Source organism: Bacillus sp. FSL M8-0077 (assembly GCF_038050255.1).
Classification (GTDB): domain Bacteria; phylum Bacillota; class Bacilli; order Bacillales; family Bacillaceae; genus Bacillus; species Bacillus altitudinis.
On the sequence record NZ_JBBPAF010000001.1, the window covers coordinates 3,118,096 to 3,135,142 of the forward strand.

General features: G+C 43.0%; 22 protein-coding genes and 1 riboswitch. Of the genes, 3 read left to right on the forward strand and 19 right to left on the reverse strand.

Annotation, left to right across the window (positions count from 1 at the left end):
• Nucleotides 1-10: 10 nt before the first annotated feature.
• The 18 genes from sufU to NST57_RS16360 all read right to left on the reverse strand — a co-directional run bounded on the left by sufU (nucleotide 11) and on the right by NST57_RS16360 (nucleotide 15,576).
• Nucleotides 11-457 carry a Fe-S cluster assembly sulfur transfer protein SufU gene (gene sufU, locus NST57_RS16275; RefSeq protein WP_003212941.1) on the reverse strand — a complete coding sequence of 149 codons (447 nt, stop codon included), beginning with the start codon at nucleotides 455-457 and terminating at the stop codon, nucleotides 11-13.
• Complete coding sequence (locus NST57_RS16280) at nucleotides 447-1,667, reverse strand: cysteine desulfurase (RefSeq protein ID WP_008347019.1); 1,221 nt, start codon at nucleotides 1,665-1,667, stop codon at nucleotides 447-449. Before NST57_RS16280 ends, sufU begins: the two co-directional genes overlap by 11 nt.
• Entirely contained in the window at nucleotides 1,667-2,980 is a 1,314-nt protein-coding gene (gene sufD, locus NST57_RS16285) for a Fe-S cluster assembly protein SufD (protein ID WP_341298882.1), read from the reverse strand. Before sufD ends, NST57_RS16280 begins: the two co-directional genes overlap by 1 nt.
• Before the next feature lie 18 nt (nucleotides 2,981-2,998).
• Nucleotides 2,999-3,784: a Fe-S cluster assembly ATPase SufC gene (gene sufC, locus NST57_RS16290; RefSeq protein ID WP_341298883.1), complete on the reverse strand. Its 786-nt coding sequence runs from the start codon at nucleotides 3,782-3,784 to the stop codon at nucleotides 2,999-3,001.
• 211 nt (nucleotides 3,785-3,995) lie between these two features.
• Nucleotides 3,996-4,133, reverse strand: a complete 138-nt coding sequence (locus NST57_RS16295; protein WP_162835676.1) for a hypothetical protein — start codon at nucleotides 4,131-4,133, stop codon at nucleotides 3,996-3,998.
• Nucleotides 4,134-4,348: 215 nt separating this feature from the next.
• Complete coding sequence (locus tag NST57_RS16300; RefSeq protein ID WP_003212803.1) at nucleotides 4,349-4,717, reverse strand: carboxymuconolactone decarboxylase family protein; 369 nt, start codon at nucleotides 4,715-4,717, stop codon at nucleotides 4,349-4,351.
• A 152-nt stretch (nucleotides 4,718-4,869) separates the two neighbouring features.
• Entirely contained in the window at nucleotides 4,870-5,691 is an 822-nt protein-coding gene (gene metQ / locus NST57_RS16305; protein ID WP_341298884.1) for a methionine ABC transporter substrate-binding lipoprotein MetQ, read from the reverse strand.
• Between the two features lie 14 nt (nucleotides 5,692-5,705).
• The gene (locus NST57_RS16310; RefSeq protein ID WP_142155941.1) at nucleotides 5,706-6,374 is read right to left on the reverse strand and encodes an ABC transporter permease subunit; all 669 of its coding nucleotides are present in this window, start codon (nucleotides 6,372-6,374) and stop codon (nucleotides 5,706-5,708) included.
• Nucleotides 6,367-7,392, reverse strand: coding sequence for a methionine ABC transporter ATP-binding protein (locus tag NST57_RS16315; RefSeq protein WP_024719778.1), 1,026 nt, complete (start codon nucleotides 7,390-7,392; stop codon nucleotides 6,367-6,369). Before NST57_RS16315 ends, NST57_RS16310 begins: the two co-directional genes overlap by 8 nt.
• Before the next feature lie 155 nt (nucleotides 7,393-7,547).
• Nucleotides 7,548-7,656: riboswitch (SAM riboswitch) on the reverse strand.
• A 102-nt stretch (nucleotides 7,657-7,758) separates the two neighbouring features.
• On the reverse strand, nucleotides 7,759-8,100 hold the full coding sequence (locus tag NST57_RS16320) for an SCP2 sterol-binding domain-containing protein (RefSeq protein WP_017368016.1): 342 nt from the start codon (nucleotides 8,098-8,100) through the stop codon (nucleotides 7,759-7,761).
• A gap of 120 nt (nucleotides 8,101-8,220) precedes the next feature.
• Nucleotides 8,221-8,523 (reverse strand): thioredoxin family protein, encoded by a 303-nt coding sequence (locus tag NST57_RS16325; protein ID WP_007500346.1) that lies wholly within the window; start codon nucleotides 8,521-8,523, stop codon nucleotides 8,221-8,223.
• Nucleotides 8,524-8,534: 11 nt separating this feature from the next.
• Nucleotides 8,535-8,879: a toprim domain-containing protein gene (locus NST57_RS16330; protein ID WP_008347035.1), complete on the reverse strand. Its 345-nt coding sequence runs from the start codon at nucleotides 8,877-8,879 to the stop codon at nucleotides 8,535-8,537.
• A gap of 127 nt (nucleotides 8,880-9,006) precedes the next feature.
• A complete protein-coding gene (locus NST57_RS16335; protein WP_008347037.1) occupies nucleotides 9,007-9,243 on the reverse strand; it encodes a YusG family protein in 237 nt (78 codons plus the stop codon).
• A gap of 44 nt (nucleotides 9,244-9,287) precedes the next feature.
• The gene (gene gcvH / locus NST57_RS16340) at nucleotides 9,288-9,671 is read right to left on the reverse strand and encodes a glycine cleavage system protein GcvH (protein ID WP_341298885.1); all 384 of its coding nucleotides are present in this window, start codon (nucleotides 9,669-9,671) and stop codon (nucleotides 9,288-9,290) included.
• A gap of 66 nt (nucleotides 9,672-9,737) precedes the next feature.
• The gene (locus NST57_RS16345; protein ID WP_341072023.1) at nucleotides 9,738-10,094 is read right to left on the reverse strand and encodes an arsenate reductase family protein; all 357 of its coding nucleotides are present in this window, start codon (nucleotides 10,092-10,094) and stop codon (nucleotides 9,738-9,740) included.
• Nucleotides 10,095-10,204: 110 nt separating this feature from the next.
• On the reverse strand, nucleotides 10,205-11,986 hold the full coding sequence (locus tag NST57_RS16350) for an acyl-CoA dehydrogenase family protein (RefSeq protein ID WP_341298886.1): 1,782 nt from the start codon (nucleotides 11,984-11,986) through the stop codon (nucleotides 10,205-10,207).
• Between the two features lie 14 nt (nucleotides 11,987-12,000).
• Nucleotides 12,001-13,176, reverse strand: coding sequence for an acetyl-CoA C-acetyltransferase (locus NST57_RS16355; protein ID WP_142155944.1), 1,176 nt, complete (start codon nucleotides 13,174-13,176; stop codon nucleotides 12,001-12,003).
• 12 nt (nucleotides 13,177-13,188) lie between these two features.
• Nucleotides 13,189-15,576 (reverse strand): 3-hydroxyacyl-CoA dehydrogenase NAD-binding domain-containing protein, encoded by a 2,388-nt coding sequence (locus tag NST57_RS16360; protein ID WP_341298887.1) that lies wholly within the window; start codon nucleotides 15,574-15,576, stop codon nucleotides 13,189-13,191.
• Between the two features lie 199 nt (nucleotides 15,577-15,775).
• Here NST57_RS16360 and NST57_RS16365 point away from each other — a divergent pair, with 199 nt between their 5' ends.
• Genes NST57_RS16365 through NST57_RS16375 form a run of 3 tightly spaced genes read left to right on the forward strand, consistent with a single transcriptional unit; the run spans nucleotide 15,776 to nucleotide 16,535 of the window.
• Nucleotides 15,776-15,913, forward strand: coding sequence for a YuzL family protein (locus NST57_RS16365; RefSeq protein WP_008347049.1), 138 nt, complete (start codon nucleotides 15,776-15,778; stop codon nucleotides 15,911-15,913).
• Nucleotides 15,914-15,923: 10 nt separating this feature from the next.
• Nucleotides 15,924-16,175 (forward strand): hypothetical protein, encoded by a 252-nt coding sequence (locus NST57_RS16370; RefSeq protein ID WP_060698253.1) that lies wholly within the window; start codon nucleotides 15,924-15,926, stop codon nucleotides 16,173-16,175.
• A 12-nt stretch (nucleotides 16,176-16,187) separates the two neighbouring features.
• Nucleotides 16,188-16,535, forward strand: a complete 348-nt coding sequence (locus NST57_RS16375) for a spore coat protein (RefSeq protein ID WP_007500333.1) — start codon at nucleotides 16,188-16,190, stop codon at nucleotides 16,533-16,535.
• Between the two features lie 232 nt (nucleotides 16,536-16,767).
• On the opposite strand, the gene NST57_RS16380 is transcribed toward NST57_RS16375, so the two are convergent.
• A complete protein-coding gene (locus NST57_RS16380; RefSeq protein ID WP_142155946.1) occupies nucleotides 16,768-17,019 on the reverse strand; it encodes a DUF2573 family protein in 252 nt (83 codons plus the stop codon).
• Nucleotides 17,020-17,047 lie beyond the last annotated feature (28 nt).

A 17,047-nucleotide genomic window follows, 5' to 3' on the forward strand; every position in this document is an offset into this window, starting at 1 on the left:
CACTCCAATCTTATGATTTGCCGTTATCTTCGGCAGATGCGCCTTTTTCAAGCGCCTTCCACGATAATGTTGCACATTTGATGCGTGCCGGGAATTTTGCGACTCCCTGCAGCGCCTCAATGTCACCAAGATCAATGGAATCGTCGTATTCTTTTCCTAGCATCATATCGGAGAAAATCTGAGACATTTTCAAAGCTGTTTCAATATCTTTCCCTTTAATCGCCTGCGTCATCATAGAGGCAGATGCCATCGAAATCGAGCATCCTTCTCCTTCAAATTTCGCATCCATGACTTTTTCGTCTTCGATTTTCATCGTGAGACGAATGCGGTCACCGCACGTAGGGTTGTTCATATCGACGACAATGCTGTCGTTTAACACACCTTTGTTTCTCGGATTTTTATAATGATCCATAATCACTTGTCTGTACAGTGTGTCTAAGTTTACATTAAAAGACATTCGTAAAATACTCCTTTGTCTTACGGAGCGCTGCCATGAGCTCGTCAATCTCCTCTTCTGTATTGTACAGATAGAAGCTTGCTCTTGCAGTCGCTGATACACCAAGCCATTTCATGAGCGGCTGTGCACAGTGATGTCCAGCACGAATGGCGACACCTTCCGTATCTAAAACAGTTGAGGCATCATGAGGATGAACGTCGTCTAAGTTAAACGTCACAAGCCCAGCCCGGTGCTGCGGTCCGTAAACCGTGGCTCCTTCAAGCTCCTTAAAGCGCTCAAGTGCGTAAGTTGCAAGCTGATGCTCGTAACGGCTGACTTCCTCCATTCCGATGTCATTTAAGAAATCAATCGCTTTTCCGAGCCCAATTGCTCCTGCAATAATCGGTGTTCCCGCTTCAAATTTCCACGGCAGCTCTTTCCATGTAGAATCATATAGATCCACAAAGTCGATCATTTCACCGCCAAACTCAGCAGGCTCCATATTATTCAAAAGGTCCTTCTTCCCGTAAAGAACACCGATGCCAGTCGGTCCACACATTTTATGCCCAGAGAAAGCGAAAAAGTCGCAATCCAAGTCCTGAACATCAATTTGCATGTGCGGGGTGCTCTGGGCACCATCGACGACGATAATTGCACCGTGATCGTGGGCAATCTTTGCGATGTCTTTAATTGGGTTGATGGTTCCTAATACGTTTGAGACATGTGTGACAGCAACGATTTTCGTTTGATGTGTGATGGTTTGCTTCACATCTTCAAGCGACAGCGTGCCGTCTTCCTGTAACGGAATATATTTCAATGTGGCGCCAGTTGCTTTTGCTGCCTGCTGCCAAGGGATGATATTCGCATGATGCTCCATATGCGTAATGACGATCTCATCGCCTTCTTTGAGGTTTGCTCTTGCATAGCTGATTGCCACTGTGTTTAGTGCGGTTGTTGTACCTCTAGTAAAAATAATCTCCTGGACAGAAGAAGCACCAATGAATGCTCGAACTTTCTCTCTTGCACCCTCGTATGCGTCCGTTGCTTTTGTGCCAAGGGTATGAACACCCCGGTGGACGTTCGAGTTGTAAGACCGGTAATACTCATTCATTGCATCAATGACAACTCGTGGTTTTTGAGATGTCGCTGCACTGTCCAAATACACCAAATCATGTCCGTTCACTTGCTGATGAAGGATTGGAAACTGCTCACGAACGTCTTTGATATTCATTATTTTACTTTCCTTTCAATCACAGAAACGAGCTGCTTTTTAACTCCTTCAATCGGCAGTTCTTTGACGACTGGATTTAAGAAGCCATAAATGACAAGTCTTTCTGCATCTTCTTTGGAAATCCCGCGGCTCATGAGGTAATAGAGTTGAATTGGATCAACACGCCCAACAGACGCAGCGTGCCCTGCTGTGACATCATCTTCATCAATTAAGAGAATTGGGTTAGCGTCACCGCGTGCTTTCTCACTCAGCATGAGAACACGAGATTCTTGCTCTGCATTTGACTTCGTTGCGCCATGCTCAATTTTACCGATTCCGTTAAAGATAGAAGATGCCTGATCCTTCATGACACCATGCTTCAAGATATACCCTTCAGAGTTTTTACCGAAGTGAATGATGCTTGTTGTGAAGTTTTCCGTTTGATTCCCGCGGCCAACAACAACTGATTTCGTATCTCCGAATGTACCGTCGCCCATAAGCTTCGTGATGTTTTCAGACACGACGTCTCCATCATTCATCAGGCCAAGCGCCCATTCGATTTTACTGTCACGGCCATTTGCCATACCACGTCTATTCACATAGACTGTCACACCTTCTGCAAGGTTATCCACTGCACCGTAAGTGACACGTGCATTTGCACCCGTGAATACTTCAGACACGATATTGAAGATCGCTTCTTCTGGTGCTGCCGTACTGATGTAGTTTTCGACATATGTCACAGCACTATGATCATCTGCTACAACGATGACATGGTTGAACAACGTTGTTTCGTCATTTTCATGAAGATAAACGGCTTGAATTGGTGCGTCAAGCTCTACGTTTTTCGGTACATAGAGGAAAGCTCCGCCATTCACTAAAGCAGCATGTAAAGCTGTTAGTTTGTGCTCATCCACTTTCACTGCATCAGTCATGAAATATTTCTTCACTAGATCGCCATGTTCGCGAATCGCTGTATGGATATCAGTGAAGATCACGCCTTTGTCTTTTGCTTCAGTAGAAAGAGACAAGTATGCTGGCGTTTGATCACGCTGAATATAGACTGTCTTATCTGTGTCCTCTAAATCAATAAGAGACTTCACTTCTTCAGGAAGCTCTTCTAAAGATCCAAATGGCGCACTTTCGACTGTATGCTGTTTGAAATTGGTTAAATTCCATTTAGAAATATTCGTTTTGTCAGGCTTTGGCATTGGAAGGTCTTCTGCTTTTTCAAGAGCCTGTAAGCGAAGGGAGCTCATCCATGCCGGTTCCTGATGCTTCTCGGAGAAGCTTTTGACATAATCTTGACCTACTGATAATTTCGTTTCTAATGTCATCAATAATCCTCCTAACGCTTACGCTTCTTGACCAACAGTTTCGTCTTCAATTCCTAACTCTTTTTTAATCCAGTCATAGCCTTCTGCTTCTAGACGCTGCGCGAGTTCTGGACCGCCAGATTTCACAATACGACCTTGCATCATGACATGAACGTGATCTGGTGTGATGTAGTTCAGTAGACGCTGATAGTGAGTGATCATTAAGCAGCCGAAGCTTTCGCCGCGCATTTTGTTAATTCCTTTAGAAACAACTTTCAGCGCATCGATATCAAGACCAGAATCGATTTCGTCAAGGATGGCGATTTTTGGTTCAATCGTCATTAATTGAAGAATTTCGTTACGTTTTTTCTCCCCGCCTGAGAAACCTTCGTTTAGGTAGCGCTGCGCCATATCTGGGTCCATTTCAAGGAACTCCATGTTTTCGTCCATTTTGCGGATGAATTTCATGAGAGAGATTTCATCGCCTTCTTCTCTGCGTGCGTTAATAGCCGAACGAAGGAAGTCCGCATTTGTCACACCACTAATTTCAGATGGGTATTGCATTGCAAGGAAAAGACCCGCTTGAGCACGCTCATCTACTTCCATTTCAAGTACATCTTCGCCATCAAGCAAAATGCTACCTTTTGTTACTTCATATTTAGGGTGACCCATAATTGCAGCAGATAAAGTAGATTTACCTGTACCGTTTGGTCCCATTACTGCGTGGAATTCTCCACCTTTTATCTCGAGGTTTACACCCTTTAAGATTTCTTTCCCTTCAATCTCAACGTGCAAGTCCTTAATTGTTAATGTCGAAGCAGTCATATATCGATACCTCCAAAATAATCATTATTCTCAATTTATTCTCATTCTAATTTTATAACAAATTAAAAGTGAATACAACACATTCACGACAAGCGTAAGAAGATGCTCTCAAAATTCTAACAAAAAATACAGGTAGATAAAAGGATTTATGTCGAAAAGACTGTTTTCATAAAGAAAGGACGGGAAACTGTTCTCCCCGTCCCTTAGCTATTTAATAGCCTTGTATATTCATTTTTGCGAGCTGCCTTTTCTCATCTCGATAGGACTGCTCTCGTTTATATTCCACTTTCATCCTTAAGTCATGGTCTCTTTCGTACTCTGCATAGCTCATGCCGTGAGCTTTATGCATGGCCTTTTCCATCTCGGCGGTATAATCCAATCCCAGTGTACTATGGTCCGAACAAATAATAAACCATTCCCTTCTTTGAGTGTAGCTTCATTGTATCAAAGGCACGCGGCTTCACTCAAAAGGGATATAACACGCTATGCTGGCATATTTTCTCACACAACCGGCTGAGAACGACTCAACTCCCTGATATGGAAAAATACCATCTTATCCTTCCCTTAATGCGTCTGTCCTCCAAATTCATCAATACATTGCTGAACAACTGTGATGCCTTGACTTAGCGCAGCACCGCCGCCAAACGCTGCCGCCACACTGACGACTTCCAGCAAATTCTCTTCTGTTGCGCCTTGGTCCAGTGCTCCCTTTGTATGATAAATCATGCAATATTCATCCTGTGCATGAATGCTGATGCCAAGGGCAATCATTTGTTTTTCTTTTTGCGTTAATGAATCGCTCTGGAAGCACTGCTCCGTAAATTCATTAAATTTCTTGCCAAACACCGGCATTTTCTTCTGGAATTCGCCCATCGCTGTTTTATAATCCGTCAGTGACTGCTGCATGGATCCGCTCATATGCTGTTCATTCATCTTCATTCCATCCCTTCAGGTCATTTGTTCGTTTTTATTATGAGCGAGATTTGAAAAAATACACAAAAAACCTCGCTTTGATGAAAGCGAGGTTGCAGATTATTGACAAAGGGCTAAAATGATCTTTATTTTAGCCCTTTGTCTTCTTTTTGTTATTCAGATACAGGCAATACTGCACCATCATACTTTTTGTCGATGAATTCTTTGATTTTATCAGAGTGAAGAACTTCCATTAATACCTTGATCTTCTCTGATTTTTCGTCACCTTTGCGAACAGCCACGATGTTTGCATACGGGTTGTTTTTCGTTTGCTCAAGTTCAATTGAATCTTTTTTCGGATTCAATTTATTTTGGATGGCATAGTTGACGTTAATAAATACTGCATCGCCTTCACTGTTTTCATAAGCTTTTGCTGTTAGTTCAGGAGCGATTTTTTTGAATTTTAGGTTCTTCGGGTTTTCTTTGATGTTTTTGACTGTTGCGTTGATTGTATCTACTTTTGGATCAAGCTTGATCACACCAGCATTTTGTAATAGAGCAAGCATACGTCCTTGCTCAGCTACGTTGTTTGTCATGATGATCGTGCCGCCGTTTGGAATATCTTTTACTGATTTGTATTTCTTAGAGTAGATACCGAAAGGCTCAAGGTGAACGGCACCAGCACTCACTAAGTTGTAATCTTTGTTTGATTTATTTTCTTCGTTCAAGTAAGGGATATGTTGGAAAAAGTTCGCATCCACTTCTTTTTCAGCTAATGCTTTGTTGTACATTTTATAATCGCTCAGTACTTTCACTTTTAGATCGTAGCCTTTTTCTTTTAGAAGTGGTTTTGCTTCTTCAAGAATCTCGGCATGTGGTGTTTTTGAAGCGGCAACCGTGATGGTTTTGCTATCGCTTGCGTTATTTGATGAACCGCAAGCAGCTAAAATGCCTGCAAATGCTAGAAATAGTGCACTTAAAATCAATTTCTTCATGAATAAATCCTCCCTTAACGTTTATCAATTTTATTTGTAATCAAATCACCGATTATTTGAATGATAAAGACGATGATCAGAATAAACACAGTAGCTACAAGTGTGACATCGGTATTACCAGATTGGTATCCTTCTACATAAGCAAGGTCACCCAGTCCGCCTGCTCCAATTGCTCCTGCAATCGCAGTAGAGCCAATCAGAGCAATCGCTGTTACAGTAATTCCTGAAATAAGGGCTGGCAGTGATTCTGGCAGCAATACTTTGAAAATGATGGTCGTCGTTTTTGCTCCCATAGATCGTGCTGCTTCAATGACCCCTTTGTCTACTTCACGCAGTGCAATTTCAACAAGACGTGCGTAGAAAGGAGCTGAGCCAATGACAAGGGCTGGTAATGCTGCATTTGGGCCTAAAATTGTATGCATTAAGAATTTCGTAAACCCTAGTAATAGAATAATTAAAATGATAAAAGGAATCGATCTGAAAATGTTAACGACTGCGCCGATGACAGCATTGATCGGTTTATTTTCCCAAAGACCGCCTTTTCCTGTAAGGAAGAGCAGCAGGCCAAGAATAATACCGATCACAAAGGCAAATGCCAATGAAATGAGTGTCATATACACCGTTTCACCCGTCGCGTCCCAAATGACATCTAGATCAACGTTCGAAAACCATTTCTCAAACATGTGTCATCACCTCGATTTCAACCTGTTTGCTTTGGATATAGGCGATGGCTTTTTCAACTTCGTTCTCGTCTCCATTAATATGGATAAAGAGTGTTCCAAACGCGCCTTCCTGCGTTTGAGAAATCTTTCCTTGCAGGATGTTCACATCGACCTTGAAGGATCGAATGATTTCCGTGATCAGCGGCTGTTCGGCAGAATCTCCGATAAAGGACAACCGGACGACCTGACCTTCTTTTACTCTCTCTAGGACGTGCTCAATTGTTTCTTTTGCTTCTTCTGGTTCAGCAAGCTGTTTCACGAATCGTTTCGTCATTTCTTCTTTCGGCTGTCTGAAGACACGTAATACTTCGCCTTCTTCGACAATACGGCCATTCTCCATCACCGCCACACGGTGACAAATTTTGCGAATGACGTGCATTTCGTGTGTGATCAATACAATGGTGAGTCCTAGTCGTTTATTAATATCGGCTAAAAGCTCAAGGATGGAATCTGTTGTTTGTGGATCAAGCGCAGATGTAGCTTCGTCACATAGCAGAACTTTTGGGTCATTCGCTAATGCTCTCGCAATCCCTACACGCTGCTTTTGCCCACCGCTGAGCTGAGAAGGATATGCATTTTCTTTTCCTTCTAAACCGACCAATTTAATCAGTTCGTTTGCACGAGCTCTCCGTTTTGATGTTGGTACACCTGCAATCTCGAGCGGGAACATAATATTTTGTCTCACTGTTCTTGACCAGAGCAAGTTAAAGTGCTGGAAAATCATACTGATTTCTTGTCTTGCTTTCCGAAGTTTCGCATTCGATACTTCATTGATCCGGTTGCCTGCCACTTCCACGATTCCTTCTGTTGGCAGCTCCAGACCGTTTAATAGGCGAATTAGGGAGCTTTTCCCCGCGCCGCTATACCCGATAATTCCGAATATTTCACCTTTATCGATATCTAAGTTGACGTCTTTCACGGCATCAACATTTCCGCTTTTTGAATGATACGTTTTTGATACATTCTGTAAATGGATCACAGTCTGTTCACCTGCTTTCTTGCTGAATCTATAGGTTGCCATCACATACGTTCATTTATTCTCCCGACTGTTATGACGCTAGCCTGACGCCAGGTCAGTAAAAAAGACCTAACTGCAACGCAAGCAGAAAGGCCTTTTATATCAAATACGCCTTTCTCTCATCTTTCAAAGCATTGCGGCTTTGAGTGAATTGGCACCAATTTCAGCTATGCTGACGGTTGCCGGGTTTCATAGGGCACGTCCCTCCACCTCTCTTAATAAGAGAAAATATGTTGTTTTATGTGATGTTCATGTTTTTACTAACGTAGAATATCATGCTATCTGAGATATGTCAACGCTGTAAATCGCTAATTTCCAAGTAAACGACTACGTTATCATTTTTCGAAAAAAACCGTTCGTCAGCCAAAGTACTGCTTCTAGTCGAAGAAGCGCTCGAAATGATCCTTTCACTTTCACATGTCCTCTGCTGATCAGCTGCTGTAAGGACATGTCTCCATCTAATAATTGCAAAATTTCTTTTCTCTCACCATAAAAGATGAGATCCGATAACTCAATTGCAGGTAGTTTCTTCACTTCACCACGTTCATCCACAATCAATGTACAAGAGTCCGTTTCCGCCTCAAATGTAATCTTCAAGGATGATGATGAGAGGAGCGGTTTTAACAATAATCGCTGCCCTGCACTTCCATGGGCTTTCACATTTTCCACATGTATAACCTCCCTGTCATTTGGTTATACATAACATTTCTCTACAAACATCGGCTTGTCCTTTATAAATAGCTCGACAAATTTTCAAATGAATTGCTTGAAATATGACAAAAAACCGCTTTATTTAGCGGTTTCAATCATTTCGTGAAGATATGGAACGGAGTGAAAGGCATAGCCTTTTTGCACGATTTCACCCTTTTTAAACAGGAGAAAGCAAGGGACACTTTCGATCTCAAATGCTTTCGCAAAACTTGGCGAGTAATTTAAGTTATTCTCATAAAAAGGAACTTCCGGCTGCATGGCATCAACCACTGCCAGCATCTTCTTTGCCAGCTGACATGTTCCGCAAAATGGTGTATATAAGTACAAAAGAAATAAATCGTCCTCTATCTCCTTGAATTCATGCTCTTCAATCTCTTTCATATACGTCACCCTTATAAATATTTCGAATGAACATCAATGTTTGCAGCTAATAGAATAGATGCAATGTGGGCTGACGGTGAAGCGGCCACTTCGCGGTACGTTCTGTCGACAAAAAGATGCAGTGCTTCAGGGAATTCTTTTCGAAATTGCTTCCGCAGTTTGTCGCCAGCATCGTCACTATCTGCTAATATGTAAACGTCTTTCCCGAATAAATCGTCCACAAGCTGATCCAGCTTCGATGTACTGATCGTGCCATTGGTGCAAATGATGGTAACAGGTTCACTTATGACTTCTTTTAGCTTCTGCTTATCTGATTTACCTTCTACAATGATGACCTTTTCTATCTCGACATTCATCACGATCACCCGGCCCTTTTGACGTTGATTCACTTCTTCCTTAGATTACAATCTTTCATTCAGGTTGTAAAGATTGGGCAATTGATCAACAAAAAGACTGCAGCACTCACTGCAGCCTTATCTGTGATCAGCACCAGCCATTTTCATCGTCACAGTCTACATATTTTTCAGTCCCATGGGTCAATGTATCTGACAGACGATAAAAACGGTTTTGATCGTAGGAATAACCTGATTTTAATTCATATTGATTTTCACTAATCATCGTGCCAATCTCTTCGTTTTGATGGTAAAGCACCATGCCGCTCTCTTTGAATCGTCCAGTGACATGCTCTGTTATATCCACCTGTTCTTTTTGAAAAGACAAATTGGACACCCCCCATAAAGGTAGAGTGTCCAATTTCACATGAATTAGTCTTCTTTTGTCATTTCTTCATATTGCTCAGCTGTCATTAAGTTCTCGATTTCAGATGTATCCGCTGGCTCTACTACGATCATCCAAGCTTTTTCGTATGGAGAGTCGTTGACGAACTCTGGGCTGTCATCAAGCTCATCGTTTACTTCAACGATTGTGCCGTTAATCGGTGCGTATAGTTCAGAAACTGTTTTGACTGATTCTACACTTCCGAAAGGCTCGTCCGCTGAGATTTTGTCTCCTACTTCAGGAAGCTCAACGAACACGATATCCCCTAGCTCAGATTGAGCAAAATGCGTAATACCGATACGCACCTTATCTCCTTCTACTTTGACCCATTCGTGTTCTTCTGAATAACGTAAATCTTTTGGTGTGCTCATTTCATACCCCTCCAGTCTTTTCTTACAATCTATATTGAAGATACCACAATCTGAATGAAAGTTACATCATTTCCAGACGCTTTTAAATGTATCTTCATTAAATCCAACTGTCACTCGTTTGCCGTCTGTTGTAATTGGACGCTTGATTAGCATTCCGTTAGACGCAAGTAATTCAAGCTGCTCGTCCTCTGACATTGCAGGAAGTTTATCTTTCAGCTGCAGCTCTCTGTATTTCTGACCGCTCGTATTAAAAAATTTCTTCAGCTCTAAACCGCTTTTTTCGTAAAGGGCTTTTAATGTGTCTTTATCAGGCGTCTTTTCGACGATATGTATGCTGTTGATGTCTTTATTGTGTTCTTCCAGCCATTTCTTTGCTTTTCGGCATGTACCACAAGATGGGTATTCATAAAAATCTAAAGCCACCATTTTCACCTCCTGCAAATAGTGACAACATTTTATCACAAAACATGTTGAAAACCTAAATGTATGCTTACAAAAAGGTGCGGAATGATATCCGCACCTTTTAAGCCGTCTTATACAATATATTTCTCTGCTTCAAAGATTCGTTTTGCCACTTCGCGCTTTTTGGCGATGACATTGATCGGGGTGAATCTCGTCAGTTTGCGAAGAGCTGACAGACTCATGCGGAGTGCATCTCCTTCTTCCATCGCGATCAAGGATTCTTTTGCATGGGCTTCAATTTTTAAGAAGGCTTCCTGCGTGAAAATTTGTGTATACGCAAGCTTTTGTGCATTTTTTTCTGCGCCTGATGCAGCGATTGCTTTTTCCGTACGCAAGACCGCCGACTCAGCAGCAAAGAGTTCATTGACGATATCTGCTATATTCACAAGGATTTCTTGCTCTTTGTCTAATGCTTTTCCATACTTCATCGCCGCCATTCCAGATACCATTAAGGCGATCTTTTTCGCATGGGCAAGCAAATATTTTTCTTGATCAAGCGGCTGATCACCCGGCTCTTCCGGCATCATCATCATGAGCTCTTCCTGCAGGGTTTGCGCTTTTTGAAGAAGCGGAAGCTCTCCTTTCATCGCTTTCTTCAAGAATGTGCCTGGCACAAGCAGCCGGTTAATCTCGTTCGTTCCTTCAAAAATACGGTTAATTCGTGAGTCACGATAGGCTCTTTCGACTTCGTATTCTTGCATGAAACCATATCCGCCGTGAATCTGCACACCTTCATCCACAATGTAATCGAGCGTTTCAGAGCCAAGCACTTTACAAAGAGAGCATTCAATCGCATATTCGGCAATGGATTGCGCAATTTGTTTCCCATCCTTTTGCTCCTCGTCACTCAATAAACCCATTCTCTGTTCAAATAACCCGACTGTGCGGTATACAGCACTTTCCATGGCATAAAGCTTTGCCGACATGTTGGCTGCTTTTTCGCCAATTAAGCTAAATTGAGAAATCGGTGTTTTAAACTGCTTACGCTGATTTGCATACTCTGCCGATAATTGAATGACTCGTTTTGATGCACCGATTGTCCCTACGGCCAGCTTATAGCGTCCAATGTTTAAAATGTTAAAGGCAATGACATGACCTCTGCCTGCTTCACCAAGCAAATTCTCCTTTGGCACTTCGGCATCTTCAAGGATTAACGTTCTCGTCGAGGACCCTTTAATGCCCATCTTTTTCTCTTCAGGTCCTGTTTTGACTCCAGGAAAATCCTTTTCTACGATGAAAGCAGAGAAGTGTTCACCATCAATCTTCGCATACACGACAAACACATCGGCAAATGCGGAGTTTGTGATCCATTGTTTTTCCCCATTGAGGACATAATGTGTTCCAGCTTCATTAAGGACTGCCGTTGTTTTCGCACCTAGCGCATCAGAACCTGACCCTGGCTCTGTTAGGGCATAGGCCGCAATTGTTTCTCCAGAGGCGAGTCTTGGCAGGTACTTTTCCTTTTGCGCTTGATTGCCAAACAGCACGATCGGCAAAGAACCGATCCCGACATGGGCGCCGTAAGAAAGAGAGAAGCTGCCTGCTCTTGCAAATTTTTCAGTAATGATGGCTGAGCTGATTTTATCTAGCCCAAGCCCGCCAAATTCCTCAGGAACATCAGCACCAAGCAGGCCAAGCTCTCCAGCCTTTTTCAAGAGACGAACAGAATGCTCGAATTCATGATTTTCAATTTGATCGATGTGCGGAACGACATCTTGTAAAATGTAATCTTCCGTTGTTTTCCCGATCATTTGATGTTCATCAGAGAAATCCTCTGGCGTAAAGATATGCTCATAATTCGTCTCATCAATTAAGAAACTGCCACCCTTTTTTACATCTTCCATTGCTTTCATCCTGTTTTCCCCCTTTAGATCAATTCAAAAATGCCTGCCGCTCCCATGCCCCCGCCGATACACATCGTCACAATACCAAATTGTTCATTTCGCCGTTTCATTTCATGTATGAGTGACAGCGTGAGTTTCGTTCCTGTACAGCCTAGCGGATGTCCTAATGCAATGGCGCCGCCGTTGACATTCACCTTCTCTTCATCGATCCCTAAATGACGAATGACTTGAATCGCCTGAGAAGCAAATGCTTCATTTAATTCAAACAATCCGATGTCCTTCAGCTCTAGACCAGCAATTTTCAGTGCACGCGGAATGGCTTCAACCGGCCCAATTCCCATGACTTCAGGTGGTACACCACCAACTGCAAACGCCCTGAACTTGGCGAGCGGCTGAAGTGAAAGAGAAGATGCTTTTTCGCGATCCATCATCATGACACATGCCGCTCCATCACTCGTCTGCGAAGAGTTTCCTGCAGTCACTGTGCCTTTAGTTGAGAAGGCAGGTCGTAACGTTGAGAGAACCTCCTCTGTTGTGCCCGCTCTGACACCTTCATCTTGTGAGAACGTAAATTGGCGTTCTTCTAGTTGATACTGGTCTCCTACCCGTCTTTCTGTCACATCAACGGGAACAATTTCATCTGAAAATTTCCCTTCTTGAAGTGCCTTTGCTGCCTTTTGATGGCTCCTCACCGCAAAAGCATCTTGATCTTGTCGTGTGACCTGATACTTTTGCGCCACTTGCTCCGCTGTGTGGCCCATGCTCATATAGTATTCAGGCGCTTGCTCTGCCAAAAGAGCGTTTGGACGAATGGAGTGACCCATCATTGGGACTTGCGACATCGATTCGACGCCTCCGGCCAAAATGGTTTCTGCCTGCCCAAGCATAATTCGTTCACCTGCATAAGCAATTGACTGCAGACCAGAAGAGCAATAGCGGTTAATGGTGATAGCAGGTACTGTATATGGCAAACCTGCTAATGCCCCAATATTCCGGGCCACATTTAGTCCTTGCTCTGCTTCTGGTGTCGCACATCCGATGATTAAATCATCGATTGTTGCATCATAATCACCGGCACGCTTTAGCGTTTCTTTTACACACAATGCGCCCATATCATCAGGTCTGACATGTTTTAATGATCCCTTTTTGGCTTTCCCTACTGGTGTTCTTGCGCCAGCTACAATCACTGCTTCTCTCATTTTGACTCCCCCCTAGTTACGTAAAGGTTTTCCTTTAACGAGCATGTGCTGCATGCGTGCCTGAGATTTGACTTCCCCGACAAGACTTAAAAAGGCTTCTCTTTCAAGCTCTAATAAGTATTGTTCATCCACCTCTGTACCAAATGGCAATTTGCCGCCAGAAATGACATGCGCTAGTTTTTTCGCAATGGTCATGTCATGGTCTGAAATGTATCCAGACAATCTCATGTTTTCAGCAGCCAGCACCATTGCTGCGTAGCCTGTTTCCCCCATCACGGGCACCTTTCGCTTCAGAGGTGCACGATAACCCGCTTCATCAAGAGAAAGAACGAGTTGTTTCGCATCATGGATTAAATGATCACCATTCATGCTGATCCGGTCATTCACTCGAAGCATCTTCATATCACGCGCTTCCTCTGCTGATGTAGATACCTTTGCCATCGCAATGGCTTCAAAGGTTTGTAGCGTAGCACCTTGGATCGCAGTTGCTGATGGCTTTTCCGCTCCTTGCAGATGGCGAATATAGAGTTCTTTGTTTCCGCCTCCACCCGGTATGAGTCCGACCCCCGCTTCGACAAGCCCCATATACGTTTCACTGGACGCTTGGATAGCGGCTGCTGGTAGACAAAGCTCCGTCCCTCCGCCAAGTGTCATACCAAATGGTGCAGCCACAACTGGACGGTCACTATACTTCACCTTCATCATCGCCTGCTGGAACCTGCGAATGACAAAATCAATTTCAAAGAAGTTGTCGTCCTGTGCTTCCATTAAAATTAAGGCGAGATTCGCACCAACACAGAAGTTCTTTCCTTGGTTACCGATGACCAGCCCTTTATAATTCTTTTCCGTTTCATCTACAGCACGATTGATCATATCAATGACATCAAGCCCAATGGCATTACTTTTCGAATGAAATTCAAGCAAGGCAATATCATCCCCGATATCGATCAAGCTTGCACCCGTATTTTTAAAAATGACATCGTGTTTCTTTTTCAATCTAGCTAACGAAATATTCTTGTCGTTTCCCTTTTCCTGTTCATAAGCACCATTCTGATAAAATGCACGGTCTCCTTCGGTATTTTCTTGATAGAACGTGTCATGTCCTTCTGAAAGCATATCTTGCACCCACGACGGGATGCTGTGCCCTTCCGCTTCCATTCGACTGACGGCTTTTTTCACGCCAATCGCATCCCACAGCTCGAACGGGCCATGCTGCCAGCCAAATCCCCATTTCATGGCGTTATCGATGGACTGAATATCATCCGCAATGTCGCCTTTTAGATGAGCTGAATAAAGAAGAACAGGTGCGGTCATATTCCAAAGCAATTGCCCAGCACGGCCGTCTTGATAAATAAGCGCTTTCAATTTCGCTTTTGTCCCCTTTTGCTGCTTGGCAATGTCAATGCCCGGATCCTTTAGCTTTGTCCGTTCTCCGTATGTGAGTGTGACAGGATCAAGCTCTAAAATGGTCTTTCCGTTTTTTTGATAAAATCCTTGCCCTGCTTTGCTGCCGATCCACCCTTTTTCGAGCATTCTTTCCATAAACTCAGGCAGCTGAAAAATATCTTTTTCCTTTCCTTCTACCTGTTCATACACATTGCGGGCTACATGAGAAAATGTGTCGAGCCCCACCACATCAAGTGTGCGGAAGGTCGCACTTTTCGGTCTGCCAATGAGTGGACCTGTAACAGAATCGACCTCTCCGATCGTGTATTTGTTCTCAAGCATTTCACGCACTGTGACAAGAAGCCCATAAGTGCCAATTCGGTTGGCAATAAAGTTCGGTGTATCTTTTGCTTCGACCACACCCTTGCCAAGTACATCTTCACCAAATGTTTTCATATATGAGAGTACGTCTGGATCTGTTTCTTGAATAGGAATTACTTCTAACAGCTTTAAATAACGAGCTGGGTTAAAAAAGTGAGTGCCTAAAAAGTGGCGTTTAAAATCAGCTGATCGGCCTTCTGCCATTTTTTCAACAGAAATACCGGATGTATTGCTGGATACGATGCTGCCTTCTTTGCGGTGTTCGTCGATGAGAGAGAATACGTGTTGTTTAATGCTGAGCTTTTCAGTGACAACTTCGATGATCCAGTCAGCATCTTTTAATAAGGAAAGGTGATCTGTGAGATTTCCGGGTGTGATGTATGATAGGTTTTTGGCTGAAGTAAGAGGTGCTGGCTTTTGCTTTAACAATTTTTTCATTGCGTCTTGGCTTAATCTATTCCGAACACTAGGGTGATCAATCGTTAGCTTTTTTGCCGTTTCTTCCTTTGTCAGTTCATTTGGCACAATATCTAGCAATGTTACTGGTATCCCGATATTGGCTAGATGTGCAGCAATGCCTGAGCCCATGACACCTGAACCAATGACAGCCGCCTTGCGAATATGTTTGCCCATAAATATCCCCCTAAACATTTTGAATGAACAGTCATTCATTTTTTGTCCAAAAAAAAGCAATGCCTCTTTCTTTATCTTAAAAGATTTTCCGAAACAGTTCAATAGCAGATTTCAAAAATGTACACATTCTCATGCGCCTTTCTTTACAGCGTATGAATTAAAGATGAGGGGGAATTGTAAGAATGGAGGTGATGTCCACATGTCTCGTTTGCAAAAGAACCCATCAAAAGCAGGCGTAAGTGCTGCAAGTGTGAAAGGAAACGCAGGTCCATCACAAGAAGCAGACCTAGGCGGTAAAAAGACCAGTCAAAATCAGCAATATAAAAAGAAATCGTAAGGAGGAACACATCTTGAACAACCAGCAAATGAATATGCCCCCACAAGTGATTTCAGTAAAGGATTCCTTGTACCTAGAGGATATGCTGAACTGGAATTTGATCGCGATGAAAAAGGCCCACTTTATGGCCGAGCATTGTCAGGATCAAACATTAAAACAAGAACTCAATCAAGTTGGTCAAATGCACCATCAGCATTACACACAAATACTTCAACATTTAGGCAGCTCAGGGCAAGGCCAGTCTTCTGGCTTTATGCAATAGGAGGTAACAGACATGGAACAGCAAAACCAACAAAAAATCGGGAATCCACAAACGCCGGTTCCAACAACGACAAACATGAACGATCGCGACTTTGTCACAGACCTTTTGTCGACTGAAAAATATATGACAAGCGGATATAACACAGCGCTCAATGAATTCAGCCATGAATCTCTTTACCAAGATATTCAGCGAATTGCGCTAGAAACACAAAAAACGCAAAGACATTTATATGATGTCATGTTCAAATATGGCTGGTACTCTGTCGAAGCCGCTGACCAGCAGAAGCTCCAGCAGGCACATCAAAAGTTCCAGCAAACACTGACAGATCAATCACCGTACGGATCATCACCCATGTCATAAAGAAAAACTGCCAGCTCGTACCGGCAGTTTCAGCGTGTAGACAAACCCTCGCATTCGGTGTCAGTCCTGCGCTTCGGTGCTCACGAATGTCAAATTCGCTCCGCACCGATGCTCGTCCTTCCTAAACTGCAAAGGTTTTCTATCATGCTAAAAAGAAGACAAAGGGCTAAAATGAACTTTATTTTAGCCCTTTGTCAACAATCTGATACTGCCAGCTCATACTGGCAGTTTTTTAACGGTCTTTATTGGCACGATGAGCTTCATTTAATTGCTTGATCCGCTGAATGGTTTCTTTGATGTCTTCTTTTGTCTCTGGATAGGTGTCATTAAAATGCTTGGCTAAAGGCGGCATGCTTTTGGCAATATGAGAATAGATGATCCACTGCGAGACATCTCTTTTCAGTTCCTCATTCGTTTCACCAAGCAGCAGCTCTGTATATTTATCAAGCAGGCCTTCGAGCTTTTCATCTAATTCATTTCCCATTGGTATTCCGCTCCTTTTTTCAGAAAAA

Excerpts from the sequence above, each read along its gene's own strand:
- NST57_RS16375 (WP_007500333.1), top strand. The coding sequence starts at position 16,188 with ATGGAACAGCAAAACCAACAAAAAATCGGGAATCCACAAACGCCGGTT.
- NST57_RS16355 (WP_142155944.1), bottom strand. The coding sequence starts at position 13,176 with ATGAGAGAAGCAGTGATTGTAGCTGGCGCAAGAACACCAGTAGGGAAA.
- NST57_RS16295 (WP_162835676.1), bottom strand. The coding sequence starts at position 4,133 with ATGCATAAAGCTCACGGCATGAGCTATGCAGAGTACGAAAGAGACCAT.
- sufU (WP_003212941.1), bottom strand. The coding sequence starts at position 457 with ATGTCTTTTAATGTAAACTTAGACACACTGTACAGACAAGTGATTATG.
- NST57_RS16300 (WP_003212803.1), bottom strand. The coding sequence starts at position 4,717 with ATGAATGAACAGCATATGAGCGGATCCATGCAGCAGTCACTGACGGAT.
- NST57_RS16325 (WP_007500346.1), bottom strand. The coding sequence starts at position 8,523 with ATGAAAGAGATTGAAGAGCATGAATTCAAGGAGATAGAGGACGATTTA.
- NST57_RS16350 (WP_341298886.1), bottom strand. The coding sequence starts at position 11,986 with ATGAAAGCAATGGAAGATGTAAAAAAGGGTGGCAGTTTCTTAATTGAT.
- NST57_RS16360 (WP_341298887.1), bottom strand. The coding sequence starts at position 15,576 with ATGGGCAAACATATTCGCAAGGCGGCTGTCATTGGTTCAGGTGTCATG.
- sufD (WP_341298882.1), bottom strand. The coding sequence starts at position 2,980 with ATGACATTAGAAACGAAATTATCAGTAGGTCAAGATTATGTCAAAAGC.
- gcvH (WP_341298885.1), bottom strand. The coding sequence starts at position 9,671 with ATGAGCACACCAAAAGATTTACGTTATTCAGAAGAACACGAATGGGTC.
- NST57_RS16380 (WP_142155946.1), bottom strand. The coding sequence starts at position 17,019 with ATGGGAAATGAATTAGATGAAAAGCTCGAAGGCCTGCTTGATAAATAT.
- NST57_RS16330 (WP_008347035.1), bottom strand. The coding sequence starts at position 8,879 with ATGAATGTCGAGATAGAAAAGGTCATCATTGTAGAAGGTAAATCAGAT.
- NST57_RS16365 (WP_008347049.1), top strand. The coding sequence starts at position 15,776 with ATGTCTCGTTTGCAAAAGAACCCATCAAAAGCAGGCGTAAGTGCTGCA.
- sufC (WP_341298883.1), bottom strand. The coding sequence starts at position 3,784 with ATGACTGCTTCGACATTAACAATTAAGGACTTGCACGTTGAGATTGAA.
- metQ (WP_341298884.1), bottom strand. The coding sequence starts at position 5,691 with ATGAAGAAATTGATTTTAAGTGCACTATTTCTAGCATTTGCAGGCATT.
- NST57_RS16280 (WP_008347019.1), bottom strand. The coding sequence starts at position 1,667 with ATGAATATCAAAGACGTTCGTGAGCAGTTTCCAATCCTTCATCAGCAA.
- NST57_RS16310 (WP_142155941.1), bottom strand. The coding sequence starts at position 6,374 with ATGTTTGAGAAATGGTTTTCGAACGTTGATCTAGATGTCATTTGGGAC.